General features: G+C 33.0%; 10 protein-coding genes and 1 other RNA gene. 5 read left to right on the top strand and 6 right to left on the bottom strand.

The annotated features are described in order from the left end of the window. Positions 1-1,056: 1,056 nt before the first annotated feature. Positions 1,057-1,737, bottom strand: coding sequence for a hypothetical protein (locus Arg41_RS07610; RefSeq protein ID WP_092490741.1), 681 nt, complete (start codon positions 1,735-1,737; stop codon positions 1,057-1,059). A 1,473-nt stretch (positions 1,738-3,210) separates the two neighbouring features. Between Arg41_RS07610 and Arg41_RS07615 the strand changes: the two genes are divergently transcribed. Continuing rightward, positions 3,211-3,726 (top strand): hypothetical protein, encoded by a 516-nt coding sequence (locus tag Arg41_RS07615; protein WP_092342758.1) that lies wholly within the window; start codon positions 3,211-3,213, stop codon positions 3,724-3,726. Positions 3,727-5,113: 1,387 nt separating this feature from the next. Beyond that, positions 5,114-5,635: a hypothetical protein gene (locus Arg41_RS07620; protein WP_092490742.1), complete on the top strand. Its 522-nt coding sequence runs from the start codon at positions 5,114-5,116 to the stop codon at positions 5,633-5,635. A gap of 130 nt (positions 5,636-5,765) precedes the next feature. On the opposite strand, the gene Arg41_RS07625 is transcribed toward Arg41_RS07620, so the two are convergent. Together Arg41_RS07625 and ffs are read right to left on the bottom strand one after the other, a co-directional pair. Beyond that, entirely contained in the window at positions 5,766-7,379 is a 1,614-nt protein-coding gene (locus tag Arg41_RS07625) for a hypothetical protein (protein WP_157722340.1), read from the bottom strand. A gap of 144 nt (positions 7,380-7,523) precedes the next feature. Continuing rightward, positions 7,524-7,620: signal recognition particle sRNA small type (gene ffs / locus Arg41_RS07630), an RNA gene on the bottom strand. Between the two features lie 746 nt (positions 7,621-8,366). On the opposite strand from ffs, the gene Arg41_RS07635 reads away from it, so the two are divergent. After that, positions 8,367-9,029 (top strand): hypothetical protein, encoded by a 663-nt coding sequence (locus tag Arg41_RS07635; protein WP_092490744.1) that lies wholly within the window; start codon positions 8,367-8,369, stop codon positions 9,027-9,029. Between the two features lie 1,040 nt (positions 9,030-10,069). Further along, positions 10,070-10,714, top strand: a complete 645-nt coding sequence (locus Arg41_RS07640) for a hypothetical protein (RefSeq protein WP_092343775.1) — start codon at positions 10,070-10,072, stop codon at positions 10,712-10,714. A 1,176-nt stretch (positions 10,715-11,890) separates the two neighbouring features. Here Arg41_RS07640 and Arg41_RS07645 read toward each other — a convergent pair. From Arg41_RS07645 to Arg41_RS07655, 3 genes are all read right to left on the bottom strand, one after another. Further along, positions 11,891-12,478, bottom strand: coding sequence for a hypothetical protein (locus Arg41_RS07645; protein WP_092343751.1), 588 nt, complete (start codon positions 12,476-12,478; stop codon positions 11,891-11,893). A gap of 389 nt (positions 12,479-12,867) precedes the next feature. After that, positions 12,868-13,158 carry a hypothetical protein gene (locus Arg41_RS08070; protein WP_157722341.1) on the bottom strand — a complete coding sequence of 97 codons (291 nt, stop codon included), beginning with the start codon at positions 13,156-13,158 and terminating at the stop codon, positions 12,868-12,870. A gap of 841 nt (positions 13,159-13,999) precedes the next feature. Further along, a complete protein-coding gene (locus tag Arg41_RS07655; protein WP_092490746.1) occupies positions 14,000-14,446 on the bottom strand; it encodes a hypothetical protein in 447 nt (148 codons plus the stop codon). A 554-nt stretch (positions 14,447-15,000) separates the two neighbouring features. On the opposite strand from Arg41_RS07655, the gene Arg41_RS07660 reads away from it, so the two are divergent. Next, complete coding sequence (locus tag Arg41_RS07660) at positions 15,001-15,645, top strand: hypothetical protein (RefSeq protein ID WP_092490747.1); 645 nt, start codon at positions 15,001-15,003, stop codon at positions 15,643-15,645. Positions 15,646-16,144: the final 499 nt, after the last annotated feature.

A 16,144-nucleotide genomic window follows, 5' to 3' on the forward strand; every position in this document is an offset into this window, starting at 1 on the left:
CTTTAAGTGGTTATACAAGAGCAGATCCGGTTATATCATAAATATTAACATCAATATTCTCGTTAATCATACTGTGAGGAAATGTTTCCTACGCTGCTGTAATTGCTAGATTTGTAGGTAAGGGTTTCTTAGACTGAATATTCAAAAGCATTTTCGATAAATTAGTAACCAACATCTTTGATGCTTTTTGCAACGGGCATACATACATTTTATCCTGTAATAAATTTAGCTCTGGAAATACTATTATTGTAATCATATTTATGTTAGTCTTTCCTTCCGCTAACGCCTTCTAATTTTATAATTTATGGTGTCGTAAGCATTAATTATAGTTAGTGTGTATCCAATTTGTTTTGTAAATTAATTGTTTTATAATAATAAATTTATATACGAAGTGCCTTATTAAAACCTAAAATGCATCAGGTTTGTTATGTATAATGCTCCACTATTGCAATGCAAACCCATTGCTATTTATGTGACTAAGGTAATTATAGCCCAATTTTATATGCTATTTAATTATATTATCAGAGTATGAATGATACGATGTTTGTTTGAATTAAGATTTATATTCGTATAGTTGTAAATTGAAGCACTAATTTTCTCATTACTTTAATTGACGAGTTTATTTTTTGTTTGATTGCTATTAGTGTGTATCTACTAAGTGAGTAAGAATTTTATTACACAGTGTTCAATAGGTGTTGATGAATTATAAAAATTAATTCATATTAAAAGGTAGGAACTCATCCAATATTTCAGCAAATGTTGTAATATTGATTGGTGTTATTTGTGTTTAAATTTAGCGATTATATTGTTATTGGAATTATCATCTGTAATTATATCCAATCATAACTGTAGTCACTACTAAGAGTTGTTATGTTGGTTGATGCTGCTAAATTTACAAAATAATTTTGATTCATTATCGGTTGTGGTGGTTTTTTGCTTTTGTTATTTAATTTAGTGCGGCCGCAGGGTTAATTTGTTACTGTATGTACGTTTAATTATGATGGCTACTATTACGTCTGTTATAGGTACAGCAGACCGCACATGTATCTATAGTATCTATACAAGATCTTCTAGTTCTTCCTCGGCGTTAGCATTGTCAGTTTGTGATATAGGCTGACGTGATTTATTATTTTTGCAAGACCTATACCCTAGGAAAGCAATTATAGCAAAAGCAATGAATAAAAATGAAATCAATACAATATTTAACGTATTGATATTAGTACTGGCTGGTGTTATTTTAGTTGGGATCAAAGATGTCAACCCAATAGTTGTAATCTCTGACTCAGTAGTTGTTGATTCTGTAATTGCGGAACTCATAAAATTAGATACCGTAGTTTTAAGATCATCTGATCCCTCGGTTGCTGATTGTGTAAATGGATAATCTATGTAATCTCGAGTACTATTGCAAAACCTAACAAAAATACTAAGATTAGGATTATGATCATCATCACATAATTTGGCATCGTAAAATGGATTACTTAAATCAAAACCACCAACATCATCCGCATAATCACTAAGGTATCCACGGATAAATGATCCAATGCCAGACAATTGTGTGATAAGATCAGATCCTGTACGGTCGTTACCACTAGCTACTCTAGGAAGGTGTAAAGGAAAACTGAAATTAAAAGCATTTGCTTTTCCTTGGCCTCTCAATATTGATGACCCATCTTCAAAAGCATTTGTGATAAGTAATTCATTAACTTCTTGGGGAATTTCTACAATAGCTGTACACAAATCCCTTCCTATATCACATAATTTACTGGAAATAGAATCATGACCTATATTTTCTCCATTAACACCTTCTAATGTACTAATGGTTGCTGATTGTGTAAATGGATAATCTATGTAATCTCGAGTACTATTGCAAAACCTAACAAAAATACTAAGATTAGGATTATGATCATCATCACATAATTTGGCATCGTAAAATGGATTACTTAAATATTATGGGAGCAATATTTGGAAGTGTAATGAAGTGCAAGTCTGACGATAGTGCAAGCATGAATATGTCAAGACGTCTTTGAAATTACATAGGAGACATCGGTAAATGTTGCAACACATAACTTGGGCCATTAACCATCTAGATTTTTTATGAAATTATCACCACCCACTCGAGCAAACCGTGTTAAGCATGGTTTGCTTCGTTAACAGTAACAAAAAACAAACCGATAGAGAACGTGCGTTAATAGGGTTGTAACTTCACATATGTCACAAATAAAGCTGGCCCTCAGGATAACCTCAAGTAAGTGATTGATATAAAAAGCTTCGTGAAGAACACCATAAAAGGCTCTAAAAAACTTAGCTCCATCTACTCTAAGCATAATAATAGGCAATATTAGTAAGTGTGCCTTAATATTTACTCATGACAACTAGCCTCATCAACAATACATTATATAAAATAATGTCTTCGCAAAGATAATGTCGGATTTTTAAATAATAATAAAAATAAAATTAGGTCATTATTGGCTTTCATATTAAGGCAGCAAATTTTCATTTTGTACTTTAACTTCTATGATAAAAACAACCTATATTTATCTGGTCAATGTGATTTCAGCCACTATCATAGAAACAAATAATGAAGATTAACGAAAATAGTTAATTGAATGTAGGATTAAAATAGTACCAGATACAAACTGTGCTTTGGATAAAAATGCCACGCTTATAATGATAGGCAACTAAATTTTTCTAGCGGAAGAATACTCAACTATCCTTATAATAGAAATATACTCATGTAATTATCAACAACTATATAGCAGTTATGCACACATTACTTGATTTTTAATAAGGAAAGGGAAAATAAAATCCTACGACCGATAACTACCCTCAGCCAATGTATAAAATTAAATACGAGTTAGTGATAAATGTATACTATAAATTAATGGACTCTGATTATCACTAGCAATATAACCATCTATATCGCTTAATGTTGTATTGTTTTATTTGAATAATTTTCTCCTGATAAGAAGAGTAGAGTATTTATTCTTTTTTGTTAGTGATTGTCAGTTTGGCTGACGTTACTTCACAGATTGTACTCTTGTTATTATTCACCTATATTTAACATAAGATATTGTTTAATCATTGATTATTTTGCTACCAATCTATAAATTTATCGATATCATGTTCAATGAAGAGCGTTTGTAATATTTACCAGTGGCGGTTAGATTCGTAAGCGCTTCATTAATTATTTCGTTTTAGGAATTTTAACTTATGCACCTGAACAACCTTGGTCATTCTAATGGCACGGATCCGCATGAACTCGTAACTAATGAAGAGCCTCAATCTAATACGAGAAGTAGTCCTCCGCCTTCATATGATGAAGCAACTTCCCAAATGCCAGGCAATGAAATGCTAGTACCTGTTGGTGTTGGTGTTGCAAATAGTAGTTATCCCTTCCCACCACCGCCTTATGAAGAAGTAGTGGGAGCAACACCATTTACATTGGGAGTATTTAACAGCAATTATCGACATCCACCACTGACTGTACCTGAACAGGTTCTTATTGATATGCATAGCCTTCCTTTTGCACTTCAACCTACGCATAATGAAGCATTAGAATCTATAGCTAGGGTATCAGGTAATAATAGTCCCCCTTCACAAGAAACGCCATTGAATGGTTATTGTCTCCCAGAAAGTCGTATGCCCATAATGCTTTTTGGTTTAACAATTTTCGTCATTGCTGTTATTACGGGAATCGTAAGATGGTGCACAACCCGCCATTCTTGAAAAAAATAATAGATACACAACATGGAGGAAAAATTAACTCTAGCTAAATTGAAAGGCCAGTGCATAAAATTACACTATGAATTATTCGCGATAACAAAAATTTTTACATCATAGCCTCCAACATTGATGACTAAAGCTGTCGATGTATGTATTATGGGAGCAATATTTGGAAGTGTAATGAAGTGCAAGTCTGACGATAGTGCAAGCATGAATATGTCAAGACGTCTTTGAAATTACATAGGAGACATCGGTAAATGTTGCAACACATAACTTGGGTCATTAACCATCTAGATTTTTTATGAAATTATCACTACCCACTCGAGCAAACCGTGTTAAGCATGGTTTGCTTCGTTAACAGTAACAAAAAACAAACCGATAGAGAACGTGCGTTAATAGGGTTGTAACTTCACATATGTCACAAATAAAACTGGCCCTCAGGATAACCTCGCAAGTAATCGATATAAAAAGCTTCGTGAAGAACACCATAAGAGGCTCTAAAAAACTTAGCTCCATCTATTCTAAGCATAATAATAGGAAATATTAGTAAGTGTGCCTTAATATTTACTCATGACAACTAGCCTCATAAACAATACATTATATAAAATAATATCTGCGCAAAGATAATGTCGGTTTTTTAAATAATAATAAAAATGAAATTAGGTCATTATTGGCTTTCATATTAAGGCAGCAAAATTTCATTTTGTACTTTAACTTCTATGATAAAAACAACCTATATTTATCTGGTCAATGTGATTTCAGCCACTATCATAGAAACAAATAATGAAGATTAATGAAAATAGTACCAGATACAAACTGTGCTTTGGATAAAAATGCCACGTTTATAATGATAGGCAACCAAATTTTTCTAGCGGAAGAATACACAACTATCCTTATAATAGAAATATACTCATGTAATTATTAACAACTATATAGCAGTTATGCACACATTACTTGATTTTTAATAAGGAAAGGGAAAATAAAATCCTACGACCGATAACTACCCTCAGCCAATGTATAAAATTAAATACGAGTTAGTGATAAATGTATACTATAAATTAATGGACTCTGATTATCACTAGCAATATAACCATCTATATCGCTTAATGTTGTATTGTTTTATTTGAATAATTTTCTCCTGATAAGAAGAGTAGAGTATTTATTCGTTTTTGTTAGTGATTGTCAGTTTGGCTGACGTTACTTCACAGATTGTACTCTTGTTATTATTCACCTATATTTAACATAAGATATTGTTTAATCATTGATTATTTTGCTACCAATCTATAAATTTATCGATATCATGTTCAATGAAGAGCGTTTGCAATATTTACCAGTGGCGGTTAGATTCGTAAGCGCTTCATTAATTATTTCGTTTTAGGAATTTTAACTTATGCACCTGAACAACCTTGATCATTCTAATGGCACGGAGCCACATGAACTCGTAACTAATGAAGAGCCTCAATCTGATATGAGAAGTAGTCCTCCGCCTTCATATGATGAAGCGACTTCCCAAATATGGCCAGGCAATGAAATGCTAGTACCTGTTGGTGTTGGTATTGCAAACAGTAGTTATCCCCTCCCACCGCCGCCTTATGAAGAAGTAGTGAGAGCAACACCATTTACATTGGGAATATTTAACAGCAATTATCGACAACATCCACCACTAACTGTACCTGAACAGGTTCTTATTGATATGCATAGCCATTCTTTTGCACTTCAACCTACGCATAATGAAGCATTAGAATCTATAGCTAGGGTATCAGGTAATAATAGTCCCCCTTCACGAGAAACGCCATTGAATGGTTGTTGTCTCCCAGAAAGTCGTATGCCCATAATACTTTTTGGTTTAACAATTTTCGTCATTGCTACTATTACGGGAATTGTAAGATGGTGCACAACCCGCCATTCTTGAAAAAAATAATAGATATACAACGTGGAGGAAAAATTAACTCTAGCTAAATTGAAAGGCCAGTGCATAAAATTACACTATGAATTATTCGCGATAACAAAAATTTTTACATCATAGCCTCCAACATTGATGACTAAAGCTGTCGATGTATGTCAATTGGGGTCACATATTCTTCATCAATGCGTGTAGTAGTATAGTCAGTAGTTGTTGTTGCTCCAGTAGTTGTTGTTGCCCCAGTAGTTGTTGTTGCTTCAGTAGTTGTTGTTGCTTTAGTAGTTGGAGCAAATATTATCTTCGGTTCAACATCTAGGGCGTCCTCAATGGATATGACCTCTTTAACTCCTTGAGGAAAAATATCGCTCCCCAAAATTGAAACTTGACCAAATATTTTTATTCCCTCTTCCCTCGCCCTTTTCACAGCACGCTCCATGGCTGGAGTATTGAAAGAACACGATGAAGTTTGCTCTGGGGGTACTACAATATAAATTGATGAAGGACCATTACTGGACGAAAGTTCTAAAACTGTATTGACAGCTGCAACAATATTAGATTCTGACAGCTGCTGAATCATTTCTTTACTGCCTGTCTTTTGATAGAAAGTAGCCCTCAAATCCACAACACTTGATCCTGGAACTAACTGTCCAAGCTGGTAGCTTATTAGGCTTCCATCTTTACATTCTCTAATATTGTTAGTCTGACTTTCTCGACAAACTACACTTCCTGCATTAAAACGTTCATCTTTGCAGAAATTACCAAGCTTACTCCCATAATGACGGAAACATTTTGTATGGGTAACATTAACCCCAGGAATAGGAGAAGTTGCGTTTACTCCATCCGAAACAATAGCCATATTAACTTGCTTATATCTTTTACTTTTTTTACCAGAAGATGGAGAAGAAGAAGGAATGGAAGTAGTAGACGTGGCAGACGTAGTATCAGGAATAGATGTTGCCGTTTTCGGTTCCGGACCAGAGAACATATCATTACCATTGTACTGGCAGTTAACCAAATGTTTACCACTATGATAACTACCTATTGAAGTAACAACTTCAATAGGAGATGACACCTCATCACACGACGATTCTGACAAAACAGCAGGAGCAGCACCTTGCATAAGGAAAGATTTCAAAACTTCCGGTCTGTTAAAACAGTCCTGCTCCAAAGTAATGTTCATTGGACACAGCTGCTCTTTTATAACTATTGCTTGATCTAGATCAATTCTAATCTCAACGTTTTTCAGCGCCGATTCATTTCTAAATATGCCAGTTTCACTAGCTACCAATGGTAAAGTATCGTTCACCCTTTGTGGAAACATACCTTCTATGACCGAGTAAACTGCACTCGACTGATCAACGCTTGGTGGCAAATGAATACGGGCTGAAGTTACGGTAACGTTTGATAATTGATCAACTAAGGTTTCAGAAACACTGGTGCAATTGGCGCCAAATCCAGCAGAAACAAGACTACTAACAGTGGCCAACAAACTAGCTGCAGTAGAGCCAGTACCTTTAGATGCATCAAAAGCATCTTGAGATCTCTTCCGCCGACGACTAGATTTATACATCTCGGTCAAGGGATTACGTGTATCGTCCTCCGGAGGCTCAGCCGTACCCCTCCTAAGAGAACTAAACTCTTCCCATTTTTCTGAGGTTGACGATAAATAATCGTGGGGCTCTTCTTCTTGTGTGCTATTAAAAAAAGAATAAATATATTTCATCATTGGAGTAGGTTTTTTTAAATTCACCAAGATGAAGATACTCCTCTCATCACCTTAATATTAAAAGCAACTTTTCACTTAGCCACAACCAACTTTTCTATTTCAAAAATTAGTTTTAACCAAAGTACATCTTAGAAACGTGAATAAGCACCCCCATTTACTAACTATATAAACATCAACGAGCCCTACCCCGGCACTCAAGCAAATTTGCATTGGCTGCTTTCTTCCGAATCTGACCAGATGGGCAAACACTGACGCGAGGGGGCCCGAGGCTCAATTGTAACAGAAATAGCACACAATAAAGGTAAAAATTTAGGCTAGATTAGAAGTGGCCATTTTAATTTTCACGGCATAACTTAGGTACCATGTTTATTCTCATGCCTAATATCATCAGGCAATTAATTTATATAATTACACAAAAAATATTTTTTATTGTCTTATCATCTAATGCAACGCAATACCATTGAAATGGTAGCGAATAGTGGGTAGTACCAGATTTTTTTGCAAATATGTAGTTCGCCACAAAGCATAAACAGATAGTACTTAACACAAAATATTATGGCAATATTTAAAGATATTATCTGATATCTTTTCTTCTATATACCTTACAAAACTTACAAAAAATTTACAGCTGTTACTTACTATATCAACAAGTGTAGTAGATATTTTTGGGCTAAGTTAAATTTACTTTTAGTGGTCGTAGTTGATAATTATATGTATTGAATGAGATCAAAAAATGGCGGCATGAAGTTGATAGGTAGTGTACAATCTAAGGGCATATTGGTTGAGACTGCGACACCTATACGTTCACCATAATCGGCAGTAAGGTTATAGGTTAGGAGGGAGAATAATAAATAATCTTAGGAAATGAACTTTATGTCTATAGCTGGCATCATTATTCATCACACAGATAGGGTGATGGAGGAACTGTTCAGAACTCATATAGCCAATAATTCATTGAGTAGTAGGGCATTTAAATACTAGACTCTGCGAAGTTCATATTAAAGAGGTCTCTGGATGTTTAACACTGAAAAGGTAAGTACAAGTAGCAAAAGTGTTTTTGGTTCATTTGATCAGTGTGATGCAGTAGATGATGCAGTAGATAGTGGTAGTTTTTGTTTGTTTGCCAATAGCGTGTCTTCATCTAGAAAAATCCTTTTTTCTCTCAAAAATTTTATTACTCCGTTTATGGTTTTTGGAATGATAGGATATGTTACAGGGGGATGTAAATCAGAATCAGTAACATTTACTGAAGAATGGGAAACTCTTAAATCCTCAATTTGCAGATTGATTAATGACACCCAAGAAGGAGATCTAATTGAATTACTAGGCGATAGTGTTGGTAATAATTTTCCATTGTCATTTCCCGTAGAAGGTAATGGTGATTTAAATTTTACTGATTTTATTGATGTTTTTTTTAATGCCAGTTTGATGATCTATAGTATGATTAACGATACTGACACAGGTGATTCTCCATGCTACGATTATTCTCATAAAAGTTGTGCTAATATAACCAGGTATATGTTGGATCCACCTGTTGAATCTGCAGACCGGGGTCCGATTGATCTTGTTTTCTTATTGGTCGGTTTTGTTGTGTTGTGTTTACTATTTGGTGTTTGCGTTATTTCGTCATATTCAGTAAGGAATTCTCGTTCCAGGCTCAGAAACATGGTTGTTTAGCTGCGTGTTTATGTGTGGGTCATTATTATTATAAATAAAATACTAGTAAGCTGTACGTAAATCTATATGGTGCAGTATGCAGTTCCTGTATCGAGCTACTGCTGCAACATTTTCTGTGAGTATGTTCATAAATTGTGCTTTGTGACATTTTTTCTGGTAACTGTAGTTACTATAACAGAATCCATGTGCATTATTGTTCATGTTTATAAAAATTATTAAAATATTAATAACTAGGTTCTTCTATATCGACTCCGGTATATTATATATTTTGTCATTTATATACACTCACTTTAATTTAACTAAAATATCGTTGTTATTACGTGTAAAATATTTTGTTGTTTAATAAATATGACAATCCTCTAATTACACATCTTACTAACACAAAATTATACATTATCTAAATCATAGTAGTTATATTTATGTTGTTTGATATATTAAATAGTTCTAATATAATATTTGTCATATATTTGAAATAAATATTATCGGTAAAAATTTAGGCTAGATTAGAAGTGGCCATTTTAATTTTCACGGCATAACTTAGGTACCATGTTTATTCTCATGCCTAATATCATCAGGCAATTAATTTATATAATTACACAAAAAATATTTTTATTTGATATCTTTTCTTCTATATACCTTACAAAAAATTTACAGCTGTTACCTACTATATCAACAAATGTAGTAGACATTTTGGGGCTAAGTTAAATTTATTTTTAGTGGTCGTAGTTGATAATTATATGTATTGAATGAGATCAAAAAATGGCGGCATGAAGTTGATAGGTAGTGTACAATCTAAGGGCAGATTGGTTGAGACTACGACACCTATACGTTAACCATAATCGGCAGTAAGGTTATAGGTTAGGAGGGAGAATAATAAATAATCTTAGAAAATGAACTTTATGTCTATAGCTGGCAGCGTTATTCATCGCACAGATAGGGTGATGGAGGAACTGTTCAGAACTCATATAACTAATAATTCATTGAGTAGTAGGTCATTTAAATACTAGACTCTGCGAAGTTCATATTAAAGAGGTCTCTGAATGTTTAACACTGGAAAGTTAAGTACAGGCAGCAGAAGTGTTTCTGGTTCACTTTATCAGTGTGATGCAGTAGATAGTGGTGTTGGTTTGTTTGCCAATAGCGTGTCTTCATCTCGAAGAATATTTTTTTATCTCAGAAATTTTATTGCTCCGTTGCTGATTTTTGAAATGATAGGATATGTTACTGGTGGATGTAAATCAGAATCATCAATGTTTGCTGAAGAGTGGGAAGGTCTTAAAAAATCCATTTGTAGACTGATTAATGATACTAGAGAGGAAGACTTAATTGGATTACTAGATAATAGTAGTGGTCATTTTCCATTGGTATTTCCCGGAGGAGATCATGATGGTTTAAATTTGACTGGGTTTATTGATGTTTTTTTTAATACCAGTTTAATGATTTATAGTGTGATTAACTATACTGACACAGATGATTCCCCATGCTACGATCATTCTCATCAAAGTTGTGCTAATATAACCAAGTATATGTTGGAGCCACCTGTTGAATTTGCAGATCGGGGCCCGGTTGGTCTTGTTTTGTTGTTTGTCGGTTTTATTGTATTGTGTCTGGTGTTTGGTATTTCCGTTGTTTCGTCATATTCAGTAAGGAATTCCCGTTTCAATCGCAGAAACATGGTTGTTTAGCTGCGTGTTTATGTGTGAGGCATTCTTATTATAAATAAAATACTAGTAAGATGTGTACGTGAATTTATATGGTGCGGTATGTGGTTTCTATATATAGCTACTGCTGCAGCATTTTTTGTGGTTATTTTCATAGATTGTGCTTTGTAATATTATTTTCTGTTAACTATCGTTTATATAACAGAATACATATGTATTGTTATTAATGCTTATTAAAATATCAATAACTAGGTTCTCCTATATCGACTCCGGTATGTTATAAATTTTTATATGTTTTGTCATTTATATGAACTCGATTTAATTTAACGAAAATATCGTTGTTATTACGTATAAAATATTTTGGTGTTTAATAAATATGACAATTCTCTAATTACACATCTTACTAACACAAAATTATACATTATCTAAATCATAGTAGTTATATTTATGTTGTTTGATATATTAAATAGTTCTAATATAATATTTGTCATATATTTGAAATAAATATTATCATTTTACTTCTGGGATGATGCGTATCACCTAAGGAAATTTGGAAATTTCAAATAATGAGAATAGAGTAAAAATGGGCTGAGTTGTATATTAATTATTTAATGTATGCTGCTAGATGGCAGAAAACAAGATTCAGGGTTTATATATGTCTGAAAAACGTCTCCTTGGAAGCTGTTATCTATTACAAATAGTAACAGCAACAGAATTATCGAGAAAAAGTTTGGCATAAATAACAAAACACATGAAGAAGAAACTATGACCGAACAGATAATAAATCAAAGACACAAAAACTTTAGCCTGCAATAAAATAGCGATAAATTAAAACTTACAGTAATAGCAGTTGACCTACTATTTACTGCCACCATAAGAAAGCTTGCTACTGCTATATTGTTAGTTAGAGCACTTCCTAATCCTACAGTATGGACTAACATAATTCAGATCGTCAATGAACTGTAACAACCACCACAATAACTTAAACTGCAAGAACAATCTGTAGACACAACCACACCCATAGGCATAGCAAATTTTTCTATACGCCCCTGGTACATAGGGGCCAACTCAACAGCAACTAAAACGATATAGATTGCATGTAATATATACAAATTACAATATCGTACAGCTTGTATATGAAAGATTACGTATAGGAATATAAATTGTTCATTGGAATACAAATGAACCACACATGCAATACTAACTTAGATCTACAGGTTTCCCGGTTTTCCAATCAGTTACTACAGAAACATTATATCCGATAGACCTGAATCTCGAAACTGCTTCTCCAAGGGAACTAGTCGTTGTCCTATAGTGACCTGTTTGATTATTAATTTCCAGATTGAAAGTAATTTTATTCCTCAGTGAGTCGTAATCTCTGTCTTTTTTATTATTATTCTTAGATCTTCTTATTCTCCTTATCCATCCAAAATTAGTGCAATTAATGCAACTTTTGTCTTCATTAACCAACTCATCAGCAGGCTCAACTTTATCAATACCTACACATTTTACATATCCAGCAGTCAGAACACCTTGAAAACTAGCAATATAAGCGTGAGAAACTCTTGTGCTACCAATAAAAATTCCTCTGCTTTCTGATACAACAAACTTTACCATAGTCCCTGATTCAAGAAGATTTCTAAAACCTGAGGTCAACTCTCCATATGGACCAACTCCATCCATGTAACTGCGACTAACCACAACCCTATTAAAAGCAGTGGTTTCCAATTCTTGAAAATCTTCTTGTCTATTTTCGAATACTACCTGCCGCATTCCTGGTACGTACATACCACACTCCTAGGAGCTTAGATTAATTGATACAATTGTGTTTTAAACCTACCCATCACCTTATATAAGTACAAATTATTTATCAACAAGTTATGAACCACATTAAGTAAATATAGCACCCTATGCACTAGATAAATATTACAAATAACAACTCACACAAATACACCCTTTATCTACGGTACGGTTTCGGAAACACATTCGTACATAAAAATTTAGCGTTTTGTGTACTATATGTTCCTATAACAACATTAACGCATATTGTAAATTACAATATAATGTATTTTAACATTGTAGTGTTTTGTACCTCACACTAAACTAAAAGTATATTGGGGCAGATTAAGTTACATATTAGTTATATAGAATAACTCAGGCTTATTTTTTAAACTTTATTAATCTAATAAGCGGCGCATTCCCCTACATCCTTTTGTTCTCCTAAATATCATTGCAAAAAAGTACAACAAAGCAAAGAAAGACATTAAAATGATGACGACTTTAATATACCATTCCGTATCCAGTGAATAGAGTTGTTCTTCGTGGTAACCTTTGTTGTCCATGTTGGTGCGGTTATGGTAATTATCGATGTAGTGTTTACCCCAGCCGTTTGTTATTGACATAATATATTCTGGAGTCATATTGACCTGTTTAAGTTCGGATCTTAGGTCAACTCCGTTTAAAATCAAATTATTTTCTCCAAAATTAAATGCTTTTTCTAGCAAGCATCGTATGTTTGCAGTCTTTACTAATAATTTAATCCGTTCAATAGTAATAGTATCGATCGGTTCTAAAACATATGGAGTAACTTGTACTAGTATAGATAAAAAGATGGATGTTTTTATGGTGTTTTTGTAGAATTATCTTGCATGGCAGGGGTAGTAGCTTAAGCCGGAACTTGTTCTTCTTGAGATTGACGATATCGCGTTTATAGTCATCTCGACTGCTGATATATTACCAATATCTTCTTCTGATTCATCCTAGAATTCGTCACTGTTGCTGGTTTCTAGCTTGTTATAACATTTAAACTCTACAATGCCGTTTGACACAACATTATCTCCTGAAAGTATTGTTATACGTTTTAATATCAATAATATTAATGCACAACTGATCGACCATCATCACCGATGCTACTCTACATAATTAGAAATATACACGTAAATTTTATTTTATAAATAGATAATATTTTTATATGATTGATTAGTTTTTTAAGTAGTTTATTTAAATTATTATCTCATACTAGTGGAATTTTTTGCATTTAGATATTTATAAAATTGAATTATTTATGATTCGTTATTAGAGCAAGTATACGGTTATGCTATTATTTAATAATCGTACCCTCTTGTTTTTAGTAGATTGATAAAATAATTGAAAAGGAAAATAGATTCGACTTAAACTTAGTTTAATTGCTAGTATTTGATTAGAAGGGTGCGCGTATTCATTTCTGTTATACAAAAAAGTTATTTTTTGTCATGTGGCAAATTATACTTACTCTATGTGTTGATGCTTGTAGTTTTATTTGTTACTTGATTACACATCATTATCATTTATTGCTCTAGAGCGCTTTCTGGACGTTTTTAATTTTCTGGTTACTAGTGGTATGAAAAAATATAATAATAAAGCTAAAAGAGAACCCAAAACTATTATGATTATAACTGTTCTTTCTGTTTCCATTGAGTTTAGGCTTCTATGGGAATAAATGTCACGATTACTGCTGCTGATCATATTTGGGCAGGTGTGATAGGAGTAATCTCTCGTTCTAACAAGTTCTGAGAAATTACCAAGTCTATGTCTGGATTCGGCATCAAATGGGCTAGTATTCTTAATTTTTTCACATATACTCAGTGTTACTTCTCTAATCCTATTATATTTATACTCTATTCTTCCGACATTAATTGAAGTACGAGCCTCATCTACACAGCTGCGATTAATGCGATTAACTATTTGGTAGCTTTCTAATCTGTGTTCTATTGACATAAATTCTTCTGGATTAGTTCCAATTTTCTCAAGCTCAGATCTAACATTAATTCCTCCTGAAATAAGATTTTTTTCTCCAAATGCGAGGCAATATTTAAAGATATTATCTGATATCTTTTCTTCTATATACCTTACAAAACTTACAAAAAATTTACAGCTGTTACTTACTATATCAACAAGTGTAGTAGATATTTTTGGGCTAAGTTAAATTTATTTTTAGTGGTCGTAGTTGATAATTATATGTATTGAATGAGATCAAAAAATGGCGGCATGAAGTTGATAGATAGTGTACAATTGGAGAGCGTATTGGTTGAGACTACGACACCTCTACGTTCACCATGATCGGCAGTAAGGTTAGAGGTTATAGGCTGGGGGGAAAATAATAAATAATCTTAGGAAATGAGCTTTATGTCTATAGCTAGCATCATTATTAATCACACAGATAGGGTGATGGGAACTGTTAAGAACTAATATAACTAATAATTCATTGAGTAGTAGGGCATTTAAATACTAGACTCTGCGAAGTTCATATTAAAGAGTAAAGAGGCCTCTGGATGTTTAACACTGAAAAGATAAGTACAGGCAGCAAGATTGTTTCTGGTTCACTTGATCAGTGTGATGATGTAGATAGTAGTGGTTGGTTGTCTGCCAATAGCGTGTCTTTATCTCGAAGTATTATTTTTTCTCCCAAAAATTTTATTGTTCCGTTAGTGATTTTTAAAATTATAGGATATGTTGCCGGGGAATGTAAATCAGAATCAGAAATTTTTATTAAAGAGTGGAACGGTCTTAAACGTCACATTTGCAAATTGATTAATGATACTAAAGAGGAAGATTTAATTGAATTATTAGGCGATAGCAGTGATTGTTTTCCATTGGTATTTCCCGGAGAAAATCATGATAAATTAAATTTGACTGATTTTATTGGTGTTTTTTTTAATACCAGTTTAATGATTCATAGTATGATTAACTACACCGACACAGATGATTATCCGTGCTACGAATATTCTCATCAAAATTGTGCTAATATAACAAAATATATGGTGGATCCACCTGTTGAATCTGCAGAGCTGGATCCGATGGGTGTCGTTTTGTTATTGTTAGGTTTTGTTGTATTGTGTTTGGTGTTTGGTGTTTCCGTTGTTTCGTCATATTCAGTAAGGAATTCTCGTTCCAGGCGCAGAAACATGGTTGTTTAGCTACGTGGTTATGTGTGGGGCATTCTTATTATAAATAAAATACTAGTAAGATGTGTACGTAAATTTATATGGTGCGGCATGTGGTTTCTGTATCGAGCTACTGCTGCAGCATTTTTGTGATTATTTTCATAGATTGTGCTTTGTAATATCATTTACTGTTAACTATCGTTTATATAACAGAATACATATGTATTGTTATTAATGCTTATTAAAATATCAATAACTAGGTTCTCCTATATCGACTCCGATATGTTATAAATTTTTATATGTTTTGTCATTTATATGCACTCGATTTAATTTAACGAAAATATCGTTGTTATTACGTATAAAATATTTTGGTGTTTAATAAATATGACAATTCTCTAATTACACATCTTACTAACACAAAATTATACATTATCTAAATCATAGTAGTTATATTTATGTTGTTTGATATATTAAATAGTTCTAATATAATATTTGTCATATATTTGAAATAAATATTATCTGTTAAGCATTT

The sequence above is a fragment of the Candidatus Ichthyocystis hellenicum genome, assembly GCF_001460935.1.
GTDB classification, from domain to species: Bacteria; Pseudomonadota; Gammaproteobacteria; order Burkholderiales; family 2013Ark19i; genus Ichthyocystis; species Ichthyocystis hellenicum.